Genomic DNA, 25,820 nt, shown 5'->3' on the forward strand with positions numbered 1-25,820 from the left:
TTAAGGCGTTTAAATCTTCGTTAAAGATTAAAGTAAGTTACGGATTTGTAGACCAAATACTGCTGTTTTTAATAAAAACTCTGCGGTTTAATTTAAGCTGAGCAATTAATAGTTCTGCTATATCTTCAGGTTGCATTATTTTTTCCGGATTACCGTCCGTTAAATTTAAATCTATGGCTAAATCAGTTGCAACAGTGCTTGGTATTAAGGCCGAAACACGAATATTGTGTTTTCTCATTTCCTGCATTAAAGAATCAGTCAAACCTAAAACTGCAAATTTTGAAGCGCTGTAGGCACTTGTTAATGCATTTCCGTTTAATCCTGCAGTTGATGAAATATTAATAATATCACCAGTTTGTCTTTCGATCATATTTGGAATAACGGCGCGGGTGGTATAATAAGTTCCCATTAAATTTACCTGAATAATTTTTTCCCAGGCAGCTGGCTCTAATTCCATGAATTTTCCAAAAGAAGCAATTCCGGCGTTATTGATTAGAATGTCTATTGTTTTAAATTTTGACAATGCCTTTTCGACAGCATTATTTATAGAATCAATATCCGAAACGTCTGCCGCTAAAGCCAATGATTTTACGCCTAAATTTGATGCTTCGTCTGCCAATTGATCAATATCGGTTTGGGTTCTCGAAATCAAAATTACGTTTACACCTTCTTTGGCTAAAGCAATGGCAATTGCTTTTCCAATTCCTTTTCCGGCTCCTGTAATTAGGGCATTTTTATTTTTTAAGTCTGTCATGATAGTATTTTTAGAAATGCAGAAAGCATTATTTTAGTAACACAAAAATACAGTTTTTGCTTCCTAAAATAATGCTTTAAATATTTTCTTAATCTAAGTTTAACAACTTTTTTATTCTTTTAGAACCATGTCGATACACATGACGGCAGCCAAAATTAATTGTCTAAGCGGACTGTCTTGCGGTACGTTTTCTTCAATTTGTAAAACGTAATTATCAGCACTGGTAAAAAACTCTTTGCCCATTCCGGCCCATTTTTTATTTACCTGAGCCAGTTGTTTGTTTTCATGGCTGAATTTAAAATCCCAACCTGTCCATTTTCCCTGAAGTGTTGCAACAGGTTTTTCGTTTTTATCTAAAATCTCAAATTTTCCTCCAATTGAAAAAAACTTTTGTTTGAAAGTTCCAACCAAACGATCTTTCTCATCAAAAACTTCCACTGTTGATCTAAACCAGGCAATTCCTCGTTTCACACCAATTATTTTTTCGCCCGAAGCCGTAGTAATTTCAATATTAAAAGGTGTCATTCTTTTATATTCTGTAAAGCGTAACATTTTGGTAAAAAATCCCAAATTGTTTTCTCTGCAATTCATGATAAGTTGATTGCTTTCCGGATTGTAAATGTCATAATTGTTAGCGGCTTTAAACATTCCAATATGTTCTTTGACAAGAAATAGATTCTGATTTAAAATTGGGTTCATGAAATTTTGTTTGAAATTGATTTTGTACTAGAATAATTTTTGAAATATTTTTCAAAAGGAGACCAAATGTAAATAAATATTGGTTAATAATAGGAATGAATTAGCGGACAAAACCAATTTTATTCTTTTTTATTGTTTAGACTATTCTTTGTTTTTGTTGTAATAATAACAACTCCGTTTACGGCCTGACTTCCATAAATAGAAGTTGCATCAATTCCTTTTAAAACTTTTATTTCCTGAACATCATTGGGATTTATTTCGGCAATTTTTTTTGTATTTACCTGAATTCCGTCCAGAATATATAAAGGTTCACTTGTTTTAGAAATGGTTTTCATACAAACTATTCGTATTTTACGTGAAGTGTCTTGCTGTGGGAAATTAGTAGGTATTTTAACATCAGCAATTTTGATTGAATTTGTTGGAACAAGTGATTTAGTTTCAATAACAATCGCTTTTTCAATTGGCATTTTTTCCTGCGCTTTTGATACGAAACATACAAGCATAGAAAAGGCTAATGAAATAAGTTTTACTTTTTTCATGAAAGTGATTTTTAAGATTGCTCTTGGAATTAATCTTTGTCAAAGTTTCAAACTCTGACAAAGATTTCTAGATAAGATTATTTTTTTTCTGCTGGTTTTCCGGTTTTAGTTGTAATAATCACAACTCCTTTTTTTCCTTTTTCACCGTATTTAGCCACAGCTTCTAAATCCTGAAGAATGGTGATTGTTTTGATTTCCTGTTTGTTTAAAGGCGCATATGGACTCGTAGGATTATCTCCAAATAAATCATTTTCCGAATAATAAACGCCATCAATAATATATAAAGGTTCGTCTAAAACCACTAACGATTCTACATTTTCGGGTTGTAAGTTTGGTAATTCTGTCTGCATCATCTCATCTCTTTTAGCATCATTGCTATGAGACATTGCTTTTCCGTTTAAGATAACCAAAGGAGTGCTTTTTTTAGCTCGTTCAGCTTGTTGTTCGGCTTTTGCAGCAAAGGTTTCTCTTTCCATCTTTTTTGAATAACCAAAATCGGCAACCTTATCTTTTTCAACTGAATGTTCGTCGTCATTAGTATAACCTGAATAAACAGATTCTGAAATTGGTGCGTTTGCTTCTTCGTAAACAGGCGCGTAAACTGTTCCTGCACCAACAGCTTCTGGAATTGTAATAGTCTCGTTGTTGGCAACCGTAGTTTGCTGTTTCTTTATTTGTTTGTTTAAAATTTTAACCGCTTCCGCTTTCTGAATTAGTTTAGAGTCTTCGACAGCAACTCCATCCTTGTTAATTTCTGAATTCTGAATTACTTCTTTTTCTGTTTCATTTACGACAACTTCTGAAGCTGGAATCGTAGTGTTTTTATCTGATTTAAAAAATTGTGTCCCTAAAGAAATAAGTAATAAAAGAGAAGCTGCAATGGCAATTTTTTTCCATAACGAAATGGCTTTTTTATCTTCTTTTTTATCTAGTTTCTCTTCAACACGCGCCCAGACTTTTTCCATTCCCGGAAAGTCTTTCTGTTCCGAGTTGTGAGCGGCTTCTTTAAATTTATCGAATATTTTATCTTGATTGTCCATGACTACTTTGCTTTTTGATAATACAATTTGTTTACTAATTCCTTCAGCTTGGTTTTAGCTGCATTCAATTGTGATTTTGAGGTTCCTTCAGAAATATTCAGCATTGCTGCAATTTCTTTGTGACCAAAACCTTCAATAACAAAAAGGTTAAAAACAGTTTTACATCCGTCCGGAATATGGTTTAGTAAATTGAGTAAATCTTCTTCTTCCAGAGCATTAATTTCATCTGTAAAAGGTTGAGAAAGTAATTTGACATCATCAAGATACATATTGAAATTGGTGTTTTTCTTGATAGTTGCCAAACAGTGATTGACGGTTATTTTTCGCGCCCAGGCCTCAAAAGCCTTTGGTTCTTTAAGTTGTTCCAGTTTGGTAAAAACAGTATAAAAAGCGTCGGCCATAGCTTCTTCAATTTCCTCTTCCTTTTTTAGGTATCGTTTGCAAACGCGATACAATTTTGGAGCCATATGCTCATACACCTGACGCTGGGCATCGCGGTGCATTTTTTTGCAGTTAGAAATGATGGTTTCGTTTATCACAATTGTTGTCTTTATACTAAAGAGAGCTTAAAAGAGAAAAAGGTTGGGACGGCGATGAAAAAAAGTTTAGAAATGGGCGTTTATTTTTTTAAATATACGTTTTTTATTTTGTAGAGGCGCACAGCAGTGCGTCTACGTTGCGGGAGACGCACTGCTGTGCGCCTCTACGATTACCGACAATTTTGTCATTCCTCGTTCCTCGGAATGACATACAAGGCGAATATATTATCTATTTTTCTGATACCACGTTTCAATTTTTTTAATTGAAGCTGAATCTACTTTCGGATTAGAATTTAATCCTAAATTGATTTTTGTCTTAGAAATATAAGCGTTTAAAAAGATTATGGCAAAACCTCCAACTTCAGCATCTTCACTTGAAATAGTTGAGGAGAAAGTATTCATGTATCCGCAACATTTTTCTTTAGAATACATAATTGAAATTAAATATTGAACATCATTTGGTTTGACCCAATCTTCAGGAAATTCTCCACTCAATGTTACAAAATTCAGTTTTGAATCTTTGTTATATTTCTAGTAAAAAGTGCAATAAATGATTTTGGATCTAGATCTTTTGGTGATAAAGATTTATAATATTTTGTTGTATTTGGACTTAAATCTTCTGCGTTTGCAGTTTTAGAATTATTTTTATCGATGTTATTTATTTTAAAATCATAAATTAGATAAGCGCCAGTCAAAAGAATGAAAACTATTATTAATGAAAGGAATATTTTTTTCATAGAGGTTTTTTATTTAACAGACAAACTCAACTTAAAAATCTTTGTCTCTAAAAGCTCTGTATCATTATCCTCGCAAAGTAAAAACTCAATTTTACCGTTTTCTTTTTTGTAAAAAGTCAAACCTTCAAATTTATTGGTTGAAGTTATTTTTTGAGTGAAATCGATTTTCATGGTTTTAAGATCTATTCTTCCAATAAAACTTCCTAAGATTTCACCATCGTCGTAAGTTGATTTGGTGTCTTCAGCAGTTGATAAGAAATAAATTTTGTCTTCGACTAAAATAGCGTCGGTAAAACTGGAACGCACTCCTTTAATTTTAGGCAATTTATAATTCGAGGCAACCAAAGCAAATTCTTCGCCCAAACTTTTGGCGTGAATAGTGAAAATGGTGTTTTTGTTTGATATTCCGTTACCGCGATTGAATAAATACCAGTTTTCGCCATCGAAAATAGCACCTTCAAGATTGAAATCTTCCGGTTTTATTTTGCCGAAACTTTGCATTAACGCATATAAATCGACTAAATCATTTTTTTGTAAAATGGTTTTTGACTTAAGATCGAATGCAATCATTTTATTTCGTTTTTCGGTAGAGCCGGAACCAAAAACATATAAAGTATCATTGTGATGTGTTACCGATTCAAAATCAGGTTTTATATTTTTTGGAATGTTTTGCGATGCATTTTCAATTAAAGGATGATGGTTTAATTGTTGATCCTGCATATTGTATTCGTATAAAAATCCGCTATTATCGCCAATGATATAAAGAGAATTGTTATTGAAGAATAATCCGGATGCTGATCCGATTCCGATAATTTGAAATAGTATTTCTAATGTAAATTTTTCCATGAATGTTGTTTTGAAAAAGAGTGCCTAGCCCTGATAGAAATGAAAATACTTTGAGGAGAAATTGTATTTTTTACTGGCAGAACAAAGCGACCGGAGGAAGCTCTTGTTGTGTCTTGTAAAAAAACAATTTATTGAAAAAGTATTGCAATGAATAGCAGGAATATGCTTCGTAAAATTAGTATATTTATAATATAAAAACTCAGAAATATGAAATCTATTGATCCGAATGATTTTAAAGTTACAGATAAAATAAAGTTAGCCAAGATTCCAACTCAACTCAACATTGATGCCGATAGTGATGAAAAGGAAGCAAAATTAGATAAAGTTCAGAAAAAATTAAGCGATTTGCAGGATGTGATGTATTCGCATAATAAATACGGTGTTTTAATTTGCCTGCAGGGAATGGACACCTCCGGAAAAGATAGTTTGATTCGTGAAGTTTTTAAGGAATTTAATCCGCGTGGAGTTGTGGTGCATAGTTTTAAAACGCCCAATTCGACTGAATTAGAGCATGACTATTTATGGAGACATTATATTGCATTGCCTGAAAAGGGAAAATTTGCCATTTTTAACCGAACACATTATGAAAATGTTTTGGTAACACGTGTACATCCGGAATATATTTTGGGAGAGAATTTACCGGGAATTAATTCGGTTAAAGATATTACGCCCAAATTCTGGAAAAAAAGGATTGACCAAATCAATAATTTCGAAAAGCATATTGCAGAGAACGGAACGATTGTAATGAAATTTTTTCTGCATTTGAGCAAAGACGAACAAAGAGGACGTTTATTACGCCGTTTGGAAGAAGGAAAACACAATTGGAAATTTTCACCAGGCGATCTAAAAGAACGTGAACATTGGGATGAATATCAAAAATATTATGAAGAAGCCATAAACAGAACTTCGACAGAAAATGCGCCATGGTATATTGTTCCCGCTGATGATAAAGAAATGGCCCGCTATATTGTTGCCAAAATTATTTGGGAAGAAATGCAAAAACATACTGATATTAAAGAACCAGAGTTGGACGATAAGATTAAAGCCAATATCGAAATGTATAAAAAAGAATTGGGTGGATAATTAGATAATTTGTCAATTAGAAAATTAGATAATTTTATAATTAAACCCGACTGGTTTTGAAACCAGTCGGGTTATTTTTTTTGATTTTTTTGGACTTTCTATAAAACAACAAAACCCGACAGACTATGAGGATCTGTCGGGTTCATACCAAAAACAAAAGAATAAATGAACGTATTTTTATAAATCAAATCCGTAGGCAAGACGTAAAGCCACCTGATTGGTTTTGAATTTATTGTAGTCCTCGTAGCGGACACTGATATCGATATACTTGTTGGCGTACCCAATTCCTGGCGCCCATAAAAAAGTGGTGTCGTTATATCCGTTTGTAACGGCAAAACCCGCACCAACTTCACCTAAAACATAGAATTGATCTTCCCAAATGAAGGCTTTAAAACCAGCTTTTGCAGGAATAAATCCAAGATCTTTTTGATCAACTCCATTGTCATCTTTTCCCATAAATAAATTGGTAAAACCAGTTGTCAGGGTTAATGAAGCTCTTTTTGTTAAATCATATTGTAAACGAACGTCTCCACCAAGAGACCAGTCGTAAGCATTGTCAGTTGGTAAACCTCCGTTTAAACCAAATCCCAATCTAAAACCCTGATCGTAATTTTTAATTTCACCTTCAGTTTTTGCAATTGCAGTTTCTTGAGCGAAAGTTGTGTTGGCAGATAAAAAAGCTATAGCAGCTAGGCAGATAAATTTCAGATTTCTTGAGATCATAAAGGCATTTTTTTTTGAATTATTAATAATGTAAAAGTAGTATTGAGGTGTTTGGTAGTCGTTATATAATTTTCTGGAATTGTTATATAATTTTAAAAACCACTTTTTTTATGATTGAAATTTGAACTTTTATTTTCTGTTGATTTCTTAAAACCTGCTTATCTTTTTTAATAATACTGCAGAATTCAAAGCTTCTGATTATCTTTGCCGACTTAAAAAGAATAGAATTGAACTTAGCACAGTATACAAAGGAGTTTTCATATAACTTAAAGTTAGCTTATCCCGTAATTTTAGGAATGGTGGGGCATACCTTAATAGGTATCGTCGATAATATCATGGTAGGAAAGTTGGGAAGTACTGAACTTGCTGCTGTTTCCCTTGGAAACAGTATGATTTTTATTGCCATGTCTTTAGGAATTGGTTTCTCTACAGCAATTACTCCAATCGTGGCCGAAGGTGATGCGGAAAAGAATGATACTAAAGTTCGTTCTGCTTTTCATCATGGTTTATTTTTATGTACTATTTTAGGATTAATGCTTTTTGGTGTAATTGTTTTGGCAAAGCCAATAATGGAATTACTGCATCAACCAGCCGATGTAATCAAACTTGCAAAACCATATCTTGATTGGGTTGCTTTTTCTTTAATTCCGCTGATTATGTATCAGGGATACAAACAATTTGCTGACGGAATGTCGATGACAAAATATTCGATGTACGCTATGATTATGGCAAATGTGCTGCACGTTGGTATTAATTATATGCTGATTTATGGTATTTGGATTTTTCCAAAAATGGGAATTATCGGTGCAGCTCTTGGAACAGTAATTTCAAGAATATTTTTGGTGATGTTCATGCATATTATGCTGTCAAGAAGAAATGATTTAAAACGCTTTTTTAAGGATTTCAGTTTTCAGGAAATTAAAAAAGAAACGATAAAAAAAATAATAAGTATTGGTTTTCCATCAGCCATGCAAATGCTTTTTGAAGTAGTATTGTTTACAGCTTCAATCTGGCTTTGTGGAAATATTGGAAAAACGAGTCAGGCTGCCAATCAAATTGCGTTGAGTCTGGCATCGATGACTTTTATGTTTGCGATGGGATTAAGTGTAACTTCGATGATTAGAGTGAGTAATCAAAGAGGTTTGCAGGATTTTAAAAACCTGGTGGTTGTGGCCCGTTCTATTTTTTTATTGGCCATTATTCTTGAAACTATTTTTGCTATTCTGTTTGTTGTCTTTCATAATTACTTGCCGTATATCTTTTTAAATATGGAAAATGGCGGACAACTTTTAGATAATAATGAAGTGATAAGTATTGCATCAAAATTACTTTTGATAGCGGCTATTTTTCAAATTTCGGACGGAATACAGGTGGTGGTTTTGGGAGCACTTCGTGGTTTGCAGGATGTAAAAGTACCAATGTATATTACCTTTGTTGCTTATTGGGTAATTGGTTTCCCGATTTCGTATTATTTGGCAGAATATACACCCTGGAAAGCCAGCGGCGTATGGATTGGACTTTTGGCAGGATTAACCTCAGCAGCTGTATTTCTGTACATTCGTTTTCATTACTTAACCAAAAAATTAATTAATAATTCAGTTTCAAATAGTTAAATTTGAAGCATATAAAACAATAATAAAATGGAATTACCTAAATTTTTACTCGGAGACAATACTGATTTTCCAGATGATATTTTTATCGTTCACCTTGATTACCCAAGATTTATAATTAATTTAAAAGATGATGAGGTTGAGTTTTTAGAAGAAGCAGAAGATCTTGATGAAGCCGAATTAAATGCAGAAATGGAAGGCTTGATTGAAAAAGCAAATGAATTTTATGACAGAGAAATAAATCGTTACGAAGAGTAGAGATGCACTGCAGTGCGTCTTTACTAATTTGAAATTATTTTTTACGTTCTAAATCTTTCTAATGAAAAAATTAAGTTTTTTAAAACCCATTTTTAATTTTATAGCAATCGGATTGCTAATTACTACCCTGAGCCGACTATTTTTATTTTTTATTTTTAAAGATAGGGTTGTCGAAACACCAAATTTCTGGTACATTTTTCCAATCGGTCTCCGAATGGATTTGATTTTACTATGTTATTTATCTTTTCTTCCTGCGGTTTTAATTACTTTTCTTCCGAATAAATGGTTGAAGTTTACGAATAAATTCCTTGTAATTTATAGTTTCTTATTTCTGTTTCTTATTCTGTTTGTAGAATTAGCTTCTCCGGATTTTGTAAAACAATACGACACACGTCCGAATAAAATTTTCTTAGATTATCTTATTTATCCAAAGGAAGTGGTCGGAATGCTTTTAAAAAGTTACCTGACTTCGATTATAGTTACTTTCCTGATTTTGGGAGTTGTTATCTATTTTGCTTTCAAAAAAGGAAAAAAATACTTTTATACATCACTGGCTGACTATAAATTCAAATTAATGGTTTTTCCATTAGTTGCTTTTTTATTGTTTTTTGGAGCGCGTTCAAGTCTTACTTCAAAACGTCCAATCAATGCCAGTAATGCTGTTTTTTCTACGGATCAATTGACAAATACGCTTGGATTAAATTCGTTTTATACCGTAGCTTTTGCAGCATATTCGATTAAAAATGAAGGAAATACCAAGATGTACGGAAAAATGGATGAAGCAGAAGCCATTGCCCGTGTAAAAAAATATATGATTGCCGGTCCAAATGATTTTACAGATGCCGAGATTCCGTTTTTGCATGTTCAGCAACCGGATTCTGCTAACAAAAAGCCTTATAATCTGGTTATTTTTTTACAAGAAAGTTTAGGTGCTGAATACGTTGGAATTTTAGGTGGAAAACCATTGACACCGGAATTTGATAAATTGTCGAAAGAAGGTTTATTGTTTACCAATCTATATTGTACCGGAACACGAAGCGTACGTGGAATTGAAGCGGTTGTAACCGGATTTTTACCTTCACCTTCTGAAAGTGTGGTAAAATTAGGGAATTCACAACAAGGATTTTTTACGCTTGCAGATGCCTTAAAACAAAAAGGGTATGACACCAGTTTTATTTATGGTGGAATGGCGAATTTTGATAATATGGCTTCGTTTTTCAACGGAAATGGTTTTCAGGATATTGTTGATCAGGAAGATTTTGAATCAGATGGAAATAAGTATGCCTTCAAAGGAACCTGGGGATATTCTGATGAAGATTTGGTTACCAAAGCAAATAATTACTTTAAGGCAAAAGGCGATAAACCTTTCTTTTCTTTAATGTTTTCGACTTCAAATCACGAACCTTTTGAATATCCGACAGGAAGAATCAAACCTTTTGATAAAACACCTGCAACTGTTAATAATGCCATGAAATATGCCGATTTCTCTATTGGAAAATTCTTCGAAATGGCTAAAAAAGAAGCGTATTTTAAAAACACTATTTTCATTGTTATTGCAGATCACAATACAAGAACGTACGGAAAGAATTTAGTACCAATCAATAAATTTCATATTCCTGCTTTAATAATGGGGCCAGGAGTGAAGAAAGGTACAGTTTACAGTAATTTGGCAAGTCAGATTGATATTCCGCCAACCTTATTAGGTTATTTAGGAATTCCTTTTGAAACACCAATGGTTGGTAGAAACTTAAATAAGTTAGATGCCAAAACGCAAGGAAGATCAATTATGCAGTTTAATGATATTAACGCTTTCAGAGTCGAAAATCAGGTTGTTATTATGCAACCCAATTTGAAACCGCTGCAGTTTGAAATCAAAAACGACACGACTTTAATTCCTGTAAAATTAAATGAAGAATTAGCAAAAGATGCTTTAGCGCATGTAATTACGGCAGGAAATTTATATAAGGAGAATAAGTATAAGTTAAGAAAAAAATAGTTTCAAAGGTTCAGAGGAACAAAGGAACAAAGGTTCAAAGAAACAGAGAAAAACTTTGTTGCTTTGAACCTTTGATATTTTAAGTCCTTAAAAAAATTAATATGTTCTAGACTCCATTTGGAATGACAAAATTGAAGAAAATTTTAGAGACTTTAAAAAAACCTCTGTCCCTTTGAACCTTTGCTACTTTGAACCTTTATTAAAATAAAATTTTAATAAATCAGAAGCAGCTGCAAAAGGTGAAATTTCATCATTTTGCACTGCTTTTTTGTTTTGTTCTAATTGCGAAATGATTTCGGGCTGATTATAGAAGTTCAGTTTCAATTGTTCATTGATGGTTTCCATCATCCAAAAATGATTTTGTTCTTTTCTTTTTTCGGGAAAGAAACCAGTTTCAGTGGTCATTTGAAAGTAAGTTGAAATGGTGTCCCAAATTTCAGAAATTCCTTCTTTGGTAATCGCACTGCAAGTTGTCACTTTTGGCTGCCAGTTTGATTTTTTGGGAGGAAATAAATGCAAAGCTCTATTGAATTCTAACTTTGCCTGATTCGCTTTTTTAATATTGTCACCATCCGCTTTGTTGATCACAATAGCATCGGCCATTTCCATAATACCACGTTTAATACCCTGAAGTTCATCCCCGGCACCGGAAATTTTCAGTAATAAGAAAAAATCCACCATGCTTTGAACGGCAGTTTCACTTTGGCCAACGCCAACAGTTTCGATAATTATAGTATCATAACCAGCTGCTTCACACAAAATAATCGATTCACGGGTTTTTCTCGCCACGCCGCCTAAAGTATCTCCGGAAGCACTTGGCCGGATAAAAGCATTTTCATCTTTTACCAGTTCTTCCATACGTGTTTTGTCGCCCAAAATACTCCCATGCGAAAGCGAACTACTCGGATCAACCGCCAATACCGCTACTTTTTTACCAAGTCCTGTTAGAAACGTTCCAAAGGCTTCAATAAAAGTACTTTTTCCAACGCCGGGAACACCAGTAATTCCTATTCGGATAGATTTATTAGCATGTGGCAAACATCCTTTAATAACTTCGTTTGCTTTTTCAGTATGTTCGGGATTCGTACTTTCTACCAAAGTAATAGCGCGACTTAAAGAAGTTATGTTGCCATCAAGAATTCCACTAATTAATTCTTCTGAAGAAGGTTGTTTTCGCCTGTTTTTTTGTATTTGACTGATAGCCGATACATTGATAATTTCAGGAGGTGAAATACCGGCTTTTTCTTGTAAACTGCTGGATGGTTTTTTTTGACTTGACAAAATATATTTTTTGGTATTGTAAAAATACAGAAAACAAAAACAGTTTCAAAAAGTTAGTTTGCCACGAATTACACGAATTTACACGAATTTGTTATTCCGTTTTTTGTCATCCTGACGAAGGAAGGATCACACACGGAACTCCACATAGAAAGTCGCCAATCTTTGTCGAGTTTCTAGTGTGATCCTTCCTTCGTCAGGATGACAAATAGTACTTGTTTTTACTAAAAATTAATAGCCTGCAGTAAAGCGAACCTGATGATGTTTTGGAGTTTCTGCTTCGTCAGCAATTACAACTGCTAAATCTTCTACAGATAAAATGCTTCTTTGTTCGTCATTGAATACTGGGTTTTCTAATCCTAAACGGTATTTCCCGGTTCTTCCTGTTGTAGTTCCGGCGTGCATTTCAAATGCCGGACTAAAAAATGCCCAATCCAGTTCTTTTTCCTCTTTAATGATATTCAGGTAATCACGTGCAGCAGTAGCAGCAACATAATATTCTTTTGGAAAATCAGGCGTGTCTACCGCTTGTAAACCTGGAGCTACAAACAAGCTTCCGCCGCCTCCAATAACAATGAAACGTTTTACTCCTGATTTTTTTACGGCGCCCTGAACAGATTTCGAACCAGCGATAAAATCGTCATAAATGTTTGGGTTGGTCCATCCGGCATTGTAAGCACTAATTATAAGATCATTTCCTTTTAATATTTCGGCTAATGCATCTGAATTAAAAATATCAGCAGCTACCCAATTCACATTTGCAGTCACTTTTGGTGTTCTGGCAATGGCAGTAATTTCATGATTTCTGCTTGTCAATTCGTTTAAAATGGCTGAGCCAACAAATCCTGTTGCTCCAATAATTGCGATTTTCATAAGTATATAATTTAATAGTAATAAAAAAAGTTACAGTTTTGTGTAAAAAAAAGTTTTAGAACTGATTCGAAAAATCTTCTAAAGAAATTCCTTCTAATTGTAAACTAACTTTTTGATTCATATCCGCATATAAAGCGGCTAAATTTTGATTGATTTTTTTTCCAACCGGACAATCTGGATTAGGTTGATTTTTAGCATATCCCAAATTAATGGTTTCAAAAGTCATTTCAAATATTTCTTTCAAAGTAAGATTCGTGGCATCTACAGCTAATTTTGTTCCGCCATTTTTACCTTCTTTACTTTCTACAATATGATGCGCTTTTAAATTCGCAATTTCTTTTCGTACCAAAACAGGGTTCAGGTTGATACTTCCCGCTATATATTCAGATGATAAATAATCATTTGGATATTTAGTAAGCAAAGTAAGAATGTGAATCGTTATGGCAAATTTACCTGAAATCATACTGTAATAAAATATATTACAAATGTAGTGAGTTTTATAATGCAAAAAATAATTTTAACGTTTTTTTTAGTTCCTAGTGATTAGTCCTTAGTGCTTAGTCCTTAATTTAGTGAGTTTATGTAAAAGTTGTTTTATTAAGTTTACTAAAAAAGAAATAGACAATTACTTATTCATAATAACTAATCACTAGGAACTAATTACTAAGGACTAATTACTAAAGACTAATCACTAATTACTAAACTAGAAATCCTTATTTTTGTCGTGAACCTACGATATGAACAATTTTATTCAGATATTCTTCTTCTTGTTTTTGGGATTGCTTTTGCAAAATGTGAAGCGATTTCCCACTCATATTTACAAAAGCATTAATAAAATTGTTATTTATATATGCTTGCCAGCCATTACTTTATATCATATTCCGAAGATAAAATGGAATAACGATTTGTTGTTTCCAATAGGAGCGGGGTGGATTAGTTTTTTTCTGGCTTTTATCTTCTTTCATTTTTTAGGGAGAAGATTAGGTTGGTCAAATAAACTAATTGGTTGTTTGGTTTTGACTGCAGGATTGAGTAATTCCTCTTTCTTGGGTTATCCTATAGTAGAAGCTTTGTTTGGAAAAAAAGGTTTAGAAACCGCTATTCTGGTAGATCAACCCGGAACCTTTGTTGTAGTTTCGACTTTGGGTGTTTTTGTGGCGGCTTTTTATTCTAAAGGAAGCCCCGATGCGTGGAGTATCCTTAAGAAAGTAATTTTATTTCCGCCGTTCATTACGTTTGTGGTAGCCTGCTCTTTGAATATTTTTCAATATGATTTAGATTTAAATGTTCAATCTGTTTTATTGAAAGTAGGAAGTTTGGTGACACCTTTGGCTTTATTTTCTGTTGGATTACAATTGAATTTTGATAGAAAAAGCCAGCATTGGCGATTTTTACGATTAGGGCTTTTCTTCAGGCTTATCGTGACGCCATTTATTATTATGGTTTTATATGTTTTCATTTTTAATCAACATTCTGAGGCGATTAAAATTACTATAATAGAAATCGCAATGGCACCAATGATTACAGGCGCAATATTAGCTTCGACTTATGGCTTAAAGCCAAAGTTAAGCAGCATGATGATTGGTTTCGGTATTCCGATATCTTTTATAACCCTTGCAATTTGGTATTTTATTGTTGGTTTTATATAAGATATTTTGACTCATTTTATGTGTTTAGAATAAAATTGATAGAAAAAGTAGAGTTTAGTTTTTTTAATTATTTTTTTTAGTAATTTTAGAGGAACTAAAAAAATATAATTATGTCAACATTAAGATTAGGCGATATAGCTCCGGATTTTCATGCAGAAACCACTGAAGGACCAATCAATTTTCATGAATGGTTAGGAGATTCGTGGTGTGTTTTATTTTCACATCCATCAGATTTTACTCCCGTTTGTACAACAGAACTAGGAACAGTAGCTAATTATCTACCGGAATTTACAAAGAGAAATACAAAAGTTATAGCGTTGAGTGTTGATGGTTTAGAGTCACACAAAGAGTGGATCAAAGACATCAATGAAACTCAAAATACAACAGTAAATTTTCCGATAATTGCAGATGAAGATAAAAAAATAGCAACATTATATGATATGCTGCATCCAAATGCCAGCGATAAATTTACAGTTCGTTCTGTTTTTGTAATTGGTGCCGATAAAAAAATCAAATTGACTTTAACGTATCCGGCTTCAACAGGAAGAAATTTTGACGAATTACTTCGTGTTATTGATAGTTTGCAATTAACAGCCAATTACAGCGTAGCAACTCCGGCAAACTGGAAAGATGGTGAAGATGTAGTAATTACTCCAGCGGTTCCGGATAGTGATATTCCGGCTAAATTCCCAAAAGGGCACACGCCAATAAAACCGTATTTGCGTATGACACCGCAACCGAATAAATAAGTTTTTTTAAGCCTCTAAGATGCTAAGTTTCTAAGATACTGAGTTTTTTCTCAATGAAATCTTAGAAACTTAGCATCTTAGTTTCTTAGCAACTTAGATTAAGTTTTCTTCATCAACTCACTCATTCTTTTTTTATCTCCAACAACCCAGATAATATCATTTTTTCCTAATACGATATTTGATTCCGGGTTTAATATTCGGTTTCCGTTTCTTTCAATTCCCACAACCATTCCACCTGTTTTTCCTCTAAATTGACCGATACTTTTATCAATAAATTCATCTTGAGAAACTTCCAGTTGACGCAATACAATTTGAGATTCCTCAACTGATGCAGGTGCTTCAACTTCGTTTTGATTTAAATATTTGGTAAACTCGGTAACTTGCGCATCGGTACCAATTACACATACTTCATCACCAGGAAACAAACGTTCATTTTTAGTGGGAATAGAGATCATAACATCGCCTCGTTTTATATACGCGATATTAATTCCCATTTGCTCGCGAATACGTAATTCTTCTAATGTTTTCCCAGCCAAATTCGATTCTTTTCCAATATCAAAAAATGACATGTGACCGTCCCAAGGCATCAAATTCGCATAGCGTCTATCTATTTTTTTGTTTTCTCGATCATTTAAATTCTTTAAAAAGTGACTTTCAATTCTATGATATTGTTCATTTAATTTTTTAGGGAATATTTGATATACCGCAATTGCGATTATCAAGGCAACAAAAGCAACTAATGGCGAGAAGAAAATATTCAGTAGGAAACCAATAAAAAACAATCCTAAACTCATTCTGATCAAAATCATCATCAAAAGTGCACCACGATATTTGCGTTCTTCCCAAAGTAATTCTACTTCTTCATCGGCCACGCGTCTTAACGAAAGTGCCCATAAAAATGGAGCAATAACAACCAATGTTATCAATGCTGCCAATGTATTTCCAAATCTGGTGTCAGCAACCAAAGGCGCTACAAATTTGGATGATAACAAAATAACAGCTGCAATAATAGCCGTGTGCAGAACGATTTGTATAATGTAAGCATTTAGTACTTTTTGCCAAATACTAACTGACTTTATAGCTTGTGCATTGACACTATAACGGTTAATGTTTTTTACCCATTTTCGTGGTAATTTGCGTTCCAGAAAATTGGAGAAAGGAACCGCGTATTTTACCATAAACGGTGTAGTAAATGTTGTTATGGCCGAAACGGCAACTACGACCGGATATAAAAATGAACTTGTAACATTCAATGTCATTCCTAAAGTGGCAATGATAAAGGAGAACTCCCCAATTTGAGATAAACTCATCCCGGTTTGTACGGATTGTTTCAGCGGCTGTCCGGCAAGTAAAGCTCCAATTGTAGAACTTACAGATTGTCCCACAATAGTTACAAGCGTTAAAATAGCAACAGGAAGCGCATGGGTGTACAACATTTTAGGGTCGATTAACATTCCCACAGATACAAAGAAAATCGCTCCGAATAGATCTTTTACAGGTTTTATTAAATGTTCAATATGTTCTGCTTGTGTGGTTTCGGCAATAATTGATCCCATTATAAAAGCGCCTAACGCTGGTGAAAAACCAACATTCGAAGCAAAGCTAACCATCATTAAACATAAAGCTAACGAAATAATCAGCAGCATCTCATCTGTTAGTAAATGCTTTGTTTTTTTAAGCAGTGTAGGGATGAAAAATATACCTCCTAAGAACCAGACAGTCAAAAAGAAAATCAGTTTTAGAACCGACATCATCAATTCACTTCCTGAAAATTGCTGACTTACTGCAATGGTCGAAAGTAAAACCATCATCAAAATGGCTACAATATCCTGAACAATAAGTGAACCGATAACAATTCCGGCAAATTTTTGAGCTTTAACCCCTAATTCATCAAAGGTTTTTAGAATGATTGTAGTGGAGGAGATTGATAAAATTACGCCCAGAAAAATACTATCCATAGAAGCCCACCCCATCCATTGCCCGACCAGATAGCCAATAATAACCATGGTAATGATTTGGGTAATAGCGGTAATAGAAGCCGTGCCGCCAACTTTCATTAATTTCTTAAAACTAAATTCGAGTCCTAAACTAAACAATAAAATGATCACACCGATTTCGGCCCAAACTTCGACACTTTTCATTTCAGTAATCGATGGGAAAAAGTCAAAATGATTTCCTGCTAAAAACCCCGCAATCAAATAGCCCAAAACCAAAGGCTGTTTCATTTTTTTAAAAAGTAATACAGCAATTCCGGCAGTGATCAGGATCAATCCCAAATCACTAATTAAAGGTCTCAAATGGTGTGTAGTTTCTGCAGCAGCGTATAAGGCAATCATAAAGTGGTATTTTTGTTCAGGAGCTAATCCAGCTTTCCATTTCAAGCTTTTACTCAAAATGCCTATTTTTTAAGCAGTTCCAGGAGCTTCCGTTGGTCGCTCTGTACCTGCAAAAAAATATGGCTTTTTTCGCAAAAGGCTTTTCATTTCAATCTGGGCTAAAAACTTCCCGAGGTAAATAAAAAAAGCTATCTCGATAAAGATAGCTTTTTTTGGTAAAATATTTTGGGATTTCTTTAGATTCCTGTGAAATTGGCAGGTGTTATTTGCATTAATTCTGCTTTAATAGCATCAGAAACCTCTAAAGTCGCAATAAAATTATGAATGGCATTTTTATCAATTGCTTCATTAGTTCTTGTCAAACCTTTCAAGGCTTCGTATGGATTTGGATACGCTTCACGACGTAAAATCGTTTGAATCGCTTCAGCAACAACTGCCCAGTTTTTCTCTAAATCTTCAGCAAATTTAGCCTCGTTCAATAACAATTTGTTTAAACCTTTTAATGTCGCTTCAAAAGCTATAATTGTGTGACCAATTGGCACGCCAATATTACGTAAAACAGTACTGTCAGTTAAATCACGTTGTAATCTTGAAACTGGTAATTTAGCTGCTAAATGCTCAAAAATAGCATTGGCAATTCCTAAATTTCCTTCAGAATTTTCAAAATCAATTGGGTTAACTTTATGTGGCATTGCTGATGATCCGATTTCACCCGCTTTGATTTTTTGTTTGAAATATTCCATCGAAACGTACGTCCAGATGTCACGATCTAAATCGATAATGATATTGTTGATTCTTTTTAAAGCATCAAAAAATGCTGCAAAATGATCATAATGCTCAATTTGAGTTGTTGGAAAAGAGTGGTGTAAACCAAGACCTGTTTCAACAAATTTATTTCCGAATTGTTTCCAGTCGATTTGTGGATATGCAACGTGGTGTGCATTATAGTTTCCTGTTGCACCACCAAATTTAGCTGCAAAAGGAATATTGAATAATAGACGCATTTGCTCTTCTAAGCGCTCAACAAAAACCAAAATTTCTTTTCCCAAACGAGTAGGAGAAGCCGGTTGTCCGTGTGTGCGAGCCAACATTGGAATATCTTTCCATTCTACGCTTAATTCTTTTAATTTAGAAATTAAAGAAATTAATGATGGCATATAAACCTGCTCAAAAGCTTCTTTTGTAGAAAGCGGAATTGCAGTATTGTTAATATCCTGAGATGTTAATCCGAAGTGAATGAACTCTTTGTATTGAGATAAACCTAATTTTTCAAAAGCATCTTTAATAAAGTATTCAACCGCTTTTACGTCGTGGTTGGTTACTTTTTCTGTTTCTTTAATCCAAAGTGCGTCTTCAGTAGAAAAGTTTTTGTAGATGTCACGCAAACTGTCAAATAAATTTGAATTTACGTTTGCAAGTTGTGGCAAAGGCACTTCGCACAAAGCAATGAAATATTCAATTTCAACTAATACGCGATATTTTATTAAAGCTTCTTCAGAGAAAAAAGGTGCTAAATTTTGAGTTTTACTTCTATATCTTCCGTCAATTGGAGATATAGCATTCAATTCGTTTAAAGTAGTCATTGTTATGTTGTTTGTTCGAAAGGTGCAAATATAAACAGAATTTGGCGATTAGAGGGCATCAAAACTATCTAATTATGTCTTTAAATTGATTTTAAACGGTCTCTTAATTCGGCTACACCTTCAGAAGCGATTTTAGCGATAACTTCCACTTTATTTTGAATGTTCGGAATTGCAATTGGTTTTGGATCAATATAAAAGACTGGTGTAATGCTATACGTATACGAAATCAGTCCGGCCGCTGGATATACTTGTAATGAAGTTCCAATTACCGCAAAATAATCTGCAGTTTCTGTAATTTCAATTGCTTCTTCCAATGCCGGAACATCTTCGCCAAACCAAACAATATGTGGTCGTAATTGGTGTCCGTTTTCATCAAAATCTCCAGTATATAAATCTTCGGTCCAATCGAGAATAAGATTTCTATTTTGAACACTTCTTACTTTTAATAATTCTCCATGCAAATGTAAAACCTTTGTACTACCGGCGCGTTCGTGTAAATCATCGACATTTTGTGTAATAATATGAACATCAAAATCCTGTTCTAATTCGGCTAAAATTTTGTGACCTAAATTCGGTTCTACTTCCTTAAGCTGCTGACGTCTTTTGTTGTAAAAATCTAAAACCAATTCCTGATTTTTACGCCAACCTTCCGGAGTTGCAACTTCCATAACATCATGACCTTCCCATAAACCATCGCTGTCACGAAAAGTTTTGATACCGCTTTCTGCACTGATTCCGGCTCCGGTTAAAACGACTAATTTCTTTTTCATTTTTATTTTAAAGTTAATTTCATCAGTAAATCAGTTTGTTCGTCATCTCCTAAAACAAAAAGATGTTTGTCAAATTCGACAAAGCCATTCTTTTTATAGAAATTCAGCGCTTTGTGATTTTCTTCCCAAACACCTAACCAAATATAATGTAAGTCCGAATCTTTCGCTATTTGAAATGCCTTATTATATAAAAGCTGTCCGACTTTAAATCCGTGAAATTCTTTCAAAACATAAATACGTTCTATTTCTAAAGCATTTTTGTCTTTAAGTTCTGTTTGTGATTCTGCAAAATTTACTTTTAAATAACCAATAATTTTGTCATCAATATGAGCGAAATAAAATTCAGAATTAGAGTTTGATAATTCAGCTGTCAATTTTTCGATCGCAAATTTTTCATCTAAATAAGCGTTCATATTTTTTTCAGAATTCACATCGGCAAAAGTTTCAGAAAATGTTTGTCTTCCTATTTTTTGTAATTCTTGTATTTCTGAAAGACCAATTTTTTTAATTGCGGGCGTTTGCATGCGGGCGATATTTTTTTACGAATTTAATCAAAGTTTTCGTGATACTAAAGAATACCGTAGTTTGAAGAAATTAAAAAGAAAGATAAAAAATGTATTTTTGTGGCAAATTGAAATATAATGATTGATTTAGATTACCTCGCTTTCCTCGAAAATATATTAACAGATAATCGCAAAGAAAGATTTTTAAATGTTTTAGGAAATCGTACAAAACATTTTACAATTGCGGTCGAAGATGTTTTTCAAATGCACAATACAAGTGCCGTGATGCGTAGTTGTGAGGTATTTGGAATTCAGGAATTGAATGTTATCGAGCAGCGTTACGGAAAAAAAATCGATAAGGAAATTGCAATGGGCGCTCAAAAATGGGTTGATATCCATCAGTTTGATTCCATTACAACTTGTGTTTCCACTTTAAAAAATCAAGGTTATCAAATTATTGCAACAACGCCGCACGAAAATGATTGTTTGCTGGAAGATTTCGATATTACAAAACCTAGTGCCTTATTCTTCGGAACAGAAAGAGACGGGTTATCAGAAGAAATTCTGCAAAAAGCCGATGGATTCCTGAAAATCCCTATGGTTGGTTTTACCGAAAGTTTGAATATTTCGGTTTCGGCGGCAATTATCATTCAAAACTTAACCAATAGATTAAGAAATTCAGATATCAAGTGGCAATTATCAGAAGAAGAAATTTTAGAGAAACGTTTGGCTTGGGCCAGAAACTCCATCAAAGATATTAAGCGAATTGAAGCACGTTATTTTGAAGAAAATCCCAGATAATATTGTTTATGGGTTTCCTGCAAGGTTTTCAAAACCTTGTAGGTATTTTTGAAAGCCTATAATTTAAACCTACAAGGTTTTGGAAACCTTGCAGGTTATAAAAGTGATTTTTTCTATTTCTTCAAAAACAAAATAAACCCCAAAACACTAACAATCAAAATGGTCAAAGCTGCCAAAACCATTGTTAAATCGCGAATATTTTTTCCTGCCCAATCCATAAATAAAAATTTGTGGAGAATGGCAAACGAATAACCTTCAACCATATCAGCGCTTTTAATTTTAGCTGCCAATCTGGAAGTCGCAGTTTCTATAAAATAAGTTGTTTTCTCCGGAGTATCATAAGCTAATTTTACAACTGGCAATCTTTTGTTTACAAAGCCATATTCTCTGCTTTCAAAATCGGTTAAAACCTTAGATTCTAACAGTTTTGCATTTTCTAATGAAGCTTCTGGTTCGTCTGAACTTTCTACCATTTCGCAACAAGCGGCTTTTGGAGCTCCATCTGTAAAATAGTACGCCAAAAATTCGGCATATTTGAGATCAATATTTGGGACAACTTTATTCGTTGTCGCATTGATATAAAGTACTTCCGATTTTTTATCTTCTTTTTTGCTCCATTTAGTACGTGAATCAACTTTTGGTTTTTTGAATTTTTCTTTTTCCAATAACTGACAACGGAAATAGGTGGTATCATTTAAAGTAATGATACTCGCATTTTGAAAACGACTCCAGTCTAAATTCAAATTATTACTGGCTAAAGGAATTTCTTTGGTTTCAAAAGTCGGTTCGTAAACCATTTGTGATAAGGTATACGGAGTCCATTTTGTTGTAGCGTGATACGCACCGCTAAAAGCAAATGTTAAAGTGAAAAGTGAAACCCAAATCCCAATTTGGCGATGGTATTTTCGAAGTCCTTTTTTGGGTTGTAAACTATCTGTTTTTTTGAATTGTTTCCATAATAAACCATAAATTAAGATTCCGCTTAAGGCAGAAAACCCAATGATGGATAATAAGAAAATCATGGTAATAATTCGAATACTATTGTTTGTAATAGCATCTACAAAAGACCAATTATGAAAAGTATCGAAAAACCAAATAAACCATTGTCTTGAAGTTGGATTATAAGTTGCCAGTTTACTGGATGAGGTTTCTACATACACTTCCATGGTGTCAGGCCGATCAAAACTCAGTTTATAAACCGGTAGATAACGGTTAACATATTTGTATTGTGAGGTGAATTCAGTCACAACTTCACTCTTTTTCACAGCACTTTTTTGATCGTCTAAAAAATAACGTGAAAGCCATTCAGCATATTTTTGATCTCCATTTTCTAGTTTCTCGGCTGTTGAAGTATCATAATACCATAATTCGCCAATTATAGTTTTAAGCTGATAATAAGTTTTATTATTGAAGCTAACTATTCTGAAATTTTTGAATTGCGTTAGTCCGTTTTTCTGTAGAACTTCCTGTATCGAAAATTTTAATTCATTTTTATTAATAATTTGCTGCTCCAGTTTATCATGAGCAATTTCAGGTTTGAAAAAATGCGCCATAAACGGATGCATCAATCCTGATAGTGTCCAGAAAATTACTGGTATAATCGTAATCAAACCAATAGTACGATGCCATTTGTACATATGTTGTTTGATTTTCTTGACAATCTTAGAATCTTTCTTTTTAGATTTTTTCTCTTTTATTTCTTTACTCATATTTGTGTTCTTATGATTTGTCTACTTGATATTTTTGCCACAGATTAAAGGATTAAAATGATTTTAATCTGTGGCCAAATATTATTTTTTTAATGAAAAATTATACTGAATTCCGAAAACAAAAGTTCTTGGCGCCGCTGCCGTATAAGTTGGCTGAGCATTTGTTGTATTAGCTCTCGAAACATTATAAGCATATAGTTTATCCGTTAAATTGAGGACATTTCCATATACTTCAATTGCTTTCCATTGATAACCAATTCTCGCATTAAAAATATTGTAACCATCGTATTTCACCGTATTGATTTGATCCTGGTAATAACTTCCCACAAGCTGCCACTCAACAGAAGTTCTTAAATTTGGAAGCCAGTTTGGATAATAACTCAATTCTGAATTTCCAGACCATTTTGGTGCCGATGGCATTTCTTTTCCATTCAGATTCTGAACCGGATCAGACGGTTTGTCTGAAAGTTTAAAATCGATATAAGTATGTTGTGCGTAAGTTGCGCCAAGTCGAAAATTAATTTGTTTTGAAGGACGATAAGTAGCTCCAAATTCAATTCCTTTATGACGCGTTTCACCAGCCGAACGATAATCAGTTGAATTATCAGCAAGTTTGATGTTTAAAAGCTCATTTTTTCCTTCCATATAATAGAACGCATAATCAAAATTTAATTTATTTTGAAGGAAAGAAAGCCATCCGCCAATTTCATAATTGTTGAAAGTAGCAGGTTCTAAATTATAATAGAAATCAGCAGGAACGCCAGTTGTTCCGCCAGTTCCAGGTTTTGTTCTGAAAATAGAAGTAATTCCGGGAGGGGCAAAACCTTGTGAATAATTGCCGTAAAAACCCGCAAATTCAAACGGATTATAATTTGCACCGGCTTTAAAAGTTATTTTGTCATAAACTTTGCTTCCTGTAGAATTGTCTAATGCATTGTCGTAATTAACTTTCATGTTGTCATAACGACCGCCAATAGTAACAACTAATTTTTCTATCGGATTAAAACTTACCTGTGCATAACCTGCGGTGTTGAAAATATCAGCGGTATAATCTGCTAATTTAGAATCTGGATGTTCTGCGATAATTTCATAAGAATCTACAGTTTGTTTCCCAGCTTCGCCTGGATTTAAATTTGCTTTCAAATCAATAACATAAGACCAATACGTCACAGGCGAATAATCATATAGCGCGCCGGCAACAATTTTAGTATTTAAGAAATTAAATTTTTGAGTATGTTGCCCGATAGCACCATAACTTTTAAAATTATTTGAATTTATTTCGCCTTTTGCAGTTGTTGGATTTACAGTCGGGCTCCATTTGATTCCGTATGAAGGATTTTGTCCTAATTTGTTGTCACGCAAATAAGCCGTAATATAACTACTTGCATTACCGTTCCAATCGTGTTCTAATGTTAAACGGGTTCTTAAAGCATCAGATTTTCTATAAGTAAAATCAGAAGTGCTTTTATAAGTTCTATTGTTAAAAGCATCTTCATTTACAGTTCCACTCATGTCAGAATAATATTTTCCATACATGGTGTTACTAATCAATCGGGTAGAAGGTGAGATATTATAATCGATTCTTGCGTTTAAATTATCTTTGTTATAATCAGAATAGGTCATCCAGCCGTTTTCCTGTAAACTTGAAATTCCGGCAATATGAAAACCAACTTTTCCAATCGTTGCACCTCCGGCAGCCTGAAATCTTCTGTAACCGTAATTATCGGCCTGAACGCCAAATTTAAATTCAGGATCAACGGGCGGTTTTAGGGAAATTAAATTAATAGTTCCACCAACAGCTTCCGGTCCGTATAAAGAAGAAACCGGACCTTTTACCACTTCAATACTTTGTAAATTATATTGATTGATTTCCAGTAAAGCATTGTGATTAAAGATTCCCATTGGGCGAATTGGTAAGCCATCTTCTAAATACAAATAATAGGCATTGGTTGTCATTGGCTGACGAATCGACATCATGTGTTGTTCGTTTCCTAAATTGACCATTAAAACTCCAGGCGTTTTATTGATGATCTCGTAGACAGCAGTTGCCTTGGTTTCGTTAATAGTTTTTGCGGTTATTTTACTAATAGCAACAGGGGTTTCCTTACGTAAAGTTGCAGTACGATTGGCAGTTATAAAAACGTTTTCTAATTCCTGAGATTTTGTTGTGTCTTGCTTCACTTCATTTTGAGCAAAGACACATTGCCCTATGATGAGTAGGGTAAAGTATATTTTTTTCATTTTAAATTATATAAATTTTAAAAAGTAACAGGTGTTTTTTCCAGACTTAATACCAAGAAAAAATCTTTTCAATTTTGAAATTGAAAAGTGCAGCTAAAATTTATATAAAATAGGATGGAGGGTGGAAAGTACTGTTTGAAACCGAAATTGGTTTTTCATCAGATAAAGCAAAAAGTTTTGCTGTAGATTCGATAGGAGTTACTAATTTAAAATTAGCAGTTGCTGTGTTTTGAATGTAAACGACTTCTGCTTTTTCTTTCAGATTGTTTTGCATTCTTTTTTCATTGTCAGCGTATTTCTTTAAACTTTTTTGAAGTTCACATCGACCATTACAAGAATTAAAAACCATTTTTCGTTGTACACAGATGGTTTTTGAAATTTCTTCCTGATTCAACTTGAAGGAAGTATAAACAAAGAAACTGCCAAATGATGGCAGCAAAAGCATGCAGGAAAGAAATATAATTAAAATTCGCTTCAAAGCCTTATTATGTTGTTTACGATTGC

26 protein-coding genes are annotated in these 25,820 nt (G+C 33.6%); 7 read left to right on the top strand and 19 right to left on the bottom strand.

Annotated elements, in window-relative coordinates:
• Positions 1-37 precede the first annotated feature (37 nt).
• The 8 genes from AC1RRN_RS03985 to AC1RRN_RS04020 all read right to left on the bottom strand — a co-directional run bounded on the left by AC1RRN_RS03985 (position 38) and on the right by AC1RRN_RS04020 (position 5,154).
• Positions 38-754, bottom strand: a complete 717-nt coding sequence (locus AC1RRN_RS03985; RefSeq protein WP_492966067.1) for a 3-ketoacyl-ACP reductase — start codon at positions 752-754, stop codon at positions 38-40.
• Between the two features lie 111 nt (positions 755-865).
• Positions 866-1,453 carry an LURP-one-related/scramblase family protein gene (locus AC1RRN_RS03990; RefSeq protein WP_492966068.1) on the bottom strand — a complete coding sequence of 196 codons (588 nt, stop codon included), beginning with the start codon at positions 1,451-1,453 and terminating at the stop codon, positions 866-868.
• A gap of 119 nt (positions 1,454-1,572) precedes the next feature.
• Positions 1,573-1,992: a TonB-dependent receptor plug domain-containing protein gene (locus AC1RRN_RS03995; RefSeq protein WP_492966069.1), complete on the bottom strand. Its 420-nt coding sequence runs from the start codon at positions 1,990-1,992 to the stop codon at positions 1,573-1,575.
• Positions 1,993-2,069: 77 nt separating this feature from the next.
• A complete protein-coding gene (locus AC1RRN_RS04000) occupies positions 2,070-3,032 on the bottom strand; it encodes a hypothetical protein (protein ID WP_492966070.1) in 963 nt (320 codons plus the stop codon).
• A gap of 2 nt (positions 3,033-3,034) precedes the next feature.
• Positions 3,035-3,535 (bottom strand): RNA polymerase sigma factor, encoded by a 501-nt coding sequence (locus AC1RRN_RS04005; RefSeq protein WP_492966625.1) that lies wholly within the window; start codon positions 3,533-3,535, stop codon positions 3,035-3,037.
• Positions 3,536-3,796: 261 nt separating this feature from the next.
• Positions 3,797-4,066 carry a hypothetical protein gene (locus AC1RRN_RS04010; RefSeq protein WP_492966071.1) on the bottom strand — a complete coding sequence of 90 codons (270 nt, stop codon included), beginning with the start codon at positions 4,064-4,066 and terminating at the stop codon, positions 3,797-3,799.
• Between the two features lie 11 nt (positions 4,067-4,077).
• Positions 4,078-4,308, bottom strand: a complete 231-nt coding sequence (locus AC1RRN_RS04015; RefSeq protein WP_492966072.1) for a hypothetical protein — start codon at positions 4,306-4,308, stop codon at positions 4,078-4,080.
• Positions 4,309-4,317: 9 nt separating this feature from the next.
• Positions 4,318-5,154 carry a DUF6929 family protein gene (locus AC1RRN_RS04020; protein ID WP_492966073.1) on the bottom strand — a complete coding sequence of 279 codons (837 nt, stop codon included), beginning with the start codon at positions 5,152-5,154 and terminating at the stop codon, positions 4,318-4,320.
• Between the two features lie 207 nt (positions 5,155-5,361).
• Here AC1RRN_RS04020 and AC1RRN_RS04025 point away from each other — a divergent pair, with 207 nt between their 5' ends.
• Entirely contained in the window at positions 5,362-6,237 is an 876-nt protein-coding gene (locus tag AC1RRN_RS04025) for a PPK2 family polyphosphate kinase (RefSeq protein WP_492966074.1), read from the top strand.
• Positions 6,238-6,414: 177 nt separating this feature from the next.
• Here the strand turns inward: AC1RRN_RS04025 and AC1RRN_RS04030 are convergent, their stop codons facing one another.
• Positions 6,415-6,960 carry a hypothetical protein gene (locus AC1RRN_RS04030; protein ID WP_492966075.1) on the bottom strand — a complete coding sequence of 182 codons (546 nt, stop codon included), beginning with the start codon at positions 6,958-6,960 and terminating at the stop codon, positions 6,415-6,417.
• Between the two features lie 227 nt (positions 6,961-7,187).
• Between AC1RRN_RS04030 and AC1RRN_RS04035 the strand changes: the two genes are divergently transcribed.
• From AC1RRN_RS04035 to AC1RRN_RS04045, 3 genes are all read left to right on the top strand, one after another.
• Complete coding sequence (locus tag AC1RRN_RS04035; protein WP_492966076.1) at positions 7,188-8,573, top strand: MATE family efflux transporter; 1,386 nt, start codon at positions 7,188-7,190, stop codon at positions 8,571-8,573.
• A 27-nt stretch (positions 8,574-8,600) separates the two neighbouring features.
• Positions 8,601-8,828 (top strand): DUF8828 family protein, encoded by a 228-nt coding sequence (locus AC1RRN_RS04040; protein ID WP_056196313.1) that lies wholly within the window; start codon positions 8,601-8,603, stop codon positions 8,826-8,828.
• A gap of 61 nt (positions 8,829-8,889) precedes the next feature.
• A complete protein-coding gene (locus AC1RRN_RS04045; protein WP_492966077.1) occupies positions 8,890-10,824 on the top strand; it encodes an LTA synthase family protein in 1,935 nt (644 codons plus the stop codon).
• 183 nt (positions 10,825-11,007) lie between these two features.
• Here AC1RRN_RS04045 and meaB read toward each other — a convergent pair whose 3' ends face one another.
• From meaB to AC1RRN_RS04060, 3 genes are all read right to left on the bottom strand, one after another.
• Positions 11,008-12,105 carry a methylmalonyl Co-A mutase-associated GTPase MeaB gene (meaB, locus tag AC1RRN_RS04050; RefSeq protein ID WP_492966078.1) on the bottom strand — a complete coding sequence of 366 codons (1,098 nt, stop codon included), beginning with the start codon at positions 12,103-12,105 and terminating at the stop codon, positions 11,008-11,010.
• Between the two features lie 228 nt (positions 12,106-12,333).
• A complete protein-coding gene (locus tag AC1RRN_RS04055; RefSeq protein WP_492966079.1) occupies positions 12,334-12,975 on the bottom strand; it encodes an NAD(P)-dependent oxidoreductase in 642 nt (213 codons plus the stop codon).
• Between the two features lie 55 nt (positions 12,976-13,030).
• Positions 13,031-13,438, bottom strand: coding sequence for an RrF2 family transcriptional regulator (locus AC1RRN_RS04060; RefSeq protein WP_492966080.1), 408 nt, complete (start codon positions 13,436-13,438; stop codon positions 13,031-13,033).
• Between the two features lie 274 nt (positions 13,439-13,712).
• Here AC1RRN_RS04060 and AC1RRN_RS04065 point away from each other — a divergent pair, with 274 nt between their 5' ends.
• Both AC1RRN_RS04065 and AC1RRN_RS04070 read left to right on the top strand, forming a co-directional pair.
• Positions 13,713-14,624, top strand: a complete 912-nt coding sequence (locus AC1RRN_RS04065) for an AEC family transporter (RefSeq protein ID WP_492966081.1) — start codon at positions 13,713-13,715, stop codon at positions 14,622-14,624.
• A gap of 110 nt (positions 14,625-14,734) precedes the next feature.
• The gene (locus AC1RRN_RS04070) at positions 14,735-15,373 is read left to right on the top strand and encodes a peroxiredoxin (RefSeq protein WP_492966082.1); all 639 of its coding nucleotides are present in this window, start codon (positions 14,735-14,737) and stop codon (positions 15,371-15,373) included.
• A 98-nt stretch (positions 15,374-15,471) separates the two neighbouring features.
• Here the strand turns inward: AC1RRN_RS04070 and AC1RRN_RS04075 are convergent, their stop codons facing one another.
• The 4 genes from AC1RRN_RS04075 to AC1RRN_RS04090 form a co-directional block, all read right to left on the bottom strand.
• On the bottom strand, positions 15,472-17,709 hold the full coding sequence (locus AC1RRN_RS04075) for a cation:proton antiporter (RefSeq protein ID WP_492966626.1): 2,238 nt from the start codon (positions 17,707-17,709) through the stop codon (positions 15,472-15,474).
• Positions 17,710-17,945: 236 nt separating this feature from the next.
• A complete protein-coding gene (gene purB / locus AC1RRN_RS04080; RefSeq protein ID WP_492966083.1) occupies positions 17,946-19,292 on the bottom strand; it encodes an adenylosuccinate lyase in 1,347 nt (448 codons plus the stop codon).
• A gap of 80 nt (positions 19,293-19,372) precedes the next feature.
• Positions 19,373-20,062 carry an SIR2 family NAD-dependent protein deacylase gene (locus AC1RRN_RS04085; protein WP_492966084.1) on the bottom strand — a complete coding sequence of 230 codons (690 nt, stop codon included), beginning with the start codon at positions 20,060-20,062 and terminating at the stop codon, positions 19,373-19,375.
• Between the two features lie 2 nt (positions 20,063-20,064).
• A complete protein-coding gene (locus AC1RRN_RS04090; protein ID WP_492966085.1) occupies positions 20,065-20,586 on the bottom strand; it encodes a GNAT family N-acetyltransferase in 522 nt (173 codons plus the stop codon).
• Positions 20,587-20,703: 117 nt separating this feature from the next.
• Between AC1RRN_RS04090 and AC1RRN_RS04095 the strand changes: the two genes are divergently transcribed.
• The gene (locus AC1RRN_RS04095) at positions 20,704-21,366 is read left to right on the top strand and encodes a TrmH family RNA methyltransferase (RefSeq protein ID WP_492966086.1); all 663 of its coding nucleotides are present in this window, start codon (positions 20,704-20,706) and stop codon (positions 21,364-21,366) included.
• 113 nt (positions 21,367-21,479) lie between these two features.
• Here AC1RRN_RS04095 and AC1RRN_RS04100 read toward each other — a convergent pair whose 3' ends face one another.
• From AC1RRN_RS04100 to AC1RRN_RS04110, 3 genes are all read right to left on the bottom strand, one after another.
• Positions 21,480-23,075: a PepSY domain-containing protein gene (locus AC1RRN_RS04100; RefSeq protein ID WP_492966087.1), complete on the bottom strand. Its 1,596-nt coding sequence runs from the start codon at positions 23,073-23,075 to the stop codon at positions 21,480-21,482.
• Positions 23,076-23,156: 81 nt separating this feature from the next.
• Entirely contained in the window at positions 23,157-25,316 is a 2,160-nt protein-coding gene (locus AC1RRN_RS04105; RefSeq protein WP_492966088.1) for a TonB-dependent receptor, read from the bottom strand.
• 100 nt (positions 25,317-25,416) lie between these two features.
• Complete coding sequence (locus AC1RRN_RS04110) at positions 25,417-25,794, bottom strand: hypothetical protein (RefSeq protein ID WP_492966089.1); 378 nt, start codon at positions 25,792-25,794, stop codon at positions 25,417-25,419.
• Between the last annotated feature and the right edge of the window lie 26 nt (positions 25,795-25,820).

The sequence above is a fragment of the Flavobacterium sp. GW821-FHT11G01 genome, from assembly GCF_058808175.1.

Coding starts and splice junctions, on each gene's coding strand:
- AC1RRN_RS03985 (WP_492966067.1), bottom strand. CDS start 754: ATGACAGACTTAAAAAATAAAAATGCCCTAATTACAGGAGCCGGAAAA.
- AC1RRN_RS03990 (WP_492966068.1), bottom strand. CDS start 1,453: ATGAACCCAATTTTAAATCAGAATCTATTTCTTGTCAAAGAACATATT.
- AC1RRN_RS03995 (WP_492966069.1), bottom strand. CDS start 1,992: ATGAAAAAAGTAAAACTTATTTCATTAGCCTTTTCTATGCTTGTATGT.
- AC1RRN_RS04000 (WP_492966070.1), bottom strand. CDS start 3,032: ATGGACAATCAAGATAAAATATTCGATAAATTTAAAGAAGCCGCTCAC.
- AC1RRN_RS04005 (WP_492966625.1), bottom strand. CDS start 3,535: ATGCACCGCGATGCCCAGCGTCAGGTGTATGAGCATATGGCTCCAAAA.
- AC1RRN_RS04015 (WP_492966072.1), bottom strand. CDS start 4,308: ATGAAAAAAATATTCCTTTCATTAATAATAGTTTTCATTCTTTTGACT.
- AC1RRN_RS04020 (WP_492966073.1), bottom strand. CDS start 5,154: ATGGAAAAATTTACATTAGAAATACTATTTCAAATTATCGGAATCGGA.
- AC1RRN_RS04025 (WP_492966074.1), top strand. CDS start 5,362: ATGAAATCTATTGATCCGAATGATTTTAAAGTTACAGATAAAATAAAG.
- AC1RRN_RS04030 (WP_492966075.1), bottom strand. CDS start 6,960: ATGATCTCAAGAAATCTGAAATTTATCTGCCTAGCTGCTATAGCTTTT.
- AC1RRN_RS04040 (WP_056196313.1), top strand. CDS start 8,601: ATGGAATTACCTAAATTTTTACTCGGAGACAATACTGATTTTCCAGAT.
- AC1RRN_RS04045 (WP_492966077.1), top strand. CDS start 8,890: ATGAAAAAATTAAGTTTTTTAAAACCCATTTTTAATTTTATAGCAATC.
- AC1RRN_RS04055 (WP_492966079.1), bottom strand. CDS start 12,975: ATGAAAATCGCAATTATTGGAGCAACAGGATTTGTTGGCTCAGCCATT.
- AC1RRN_RS04060 (WP_492966080.1), bottom strand. CDS start 13,438: ATGATTTCAGGTAAATTTGCCATAACGATTCACATTCTTACTTTGCTT.
- AC1RRN_RS04065 (WP_492966081.1), top strand. CDS start 13,713: ATGAACAATTTTATTCAGATATTCTTCTTCTTGTTTTTGGGATTGCTT.
- AC1RRN_RS04070 (WP_492966082.1), top strand. CDS start 14,735: ATGTCAACATTAAGATTAGGCGATATAGCTCCGGATTTTCATGCAGAA.
- AC1RRN_RS04075 (WP_492966626.1), bottom strand. CDS start 17,709: ATGATTGCCTTATACGCTGCTGCAGAAACTACACACCATTTGAGACCT.
- purB (WP_492966083.1), bottom strand. CDS start 19,292: ATGACTACTTTAAACGAATTGAATGCTATATCTCCAATTGACGGAAGA.
- AC1RRN_RS04085 (WP_492966084.1), bottom strand. CDS start 20,062: ATGAAAAAGAAATTAGTCGTTTTAACCGGAGCCGGAATCAGTGCAGAA.
- AC1RRN_RS04090 (WP_492966085.1), bottom strand. CDS start 20,586: ATGCAAACGCCCGCAATTAAAAAAATTGGTCTTTCAGAAATACAAGAA.
- AC1RRN_RS04095 (WP_492966086.1), top strand. CDS start 20,704: ATGATTGATTTAGATTACCTCGCTTTCCTCGAAAATATATTAACAGAT.
- AC1RRN_RS04100 (WP_492966087.1), bottom strand. CDS start 23,075: ATGAGTAAAGAAATAAAAGAGAAAAAATCTAAAAAGAAAGATTCTAAG.
- AC1RRN_RS04105 (WP_492966088.1), bottom strand. CDS start 25,316: ATGAAAAAAATATACTTTACCCTACTCATCATAGGGCAATGTGTCTTT.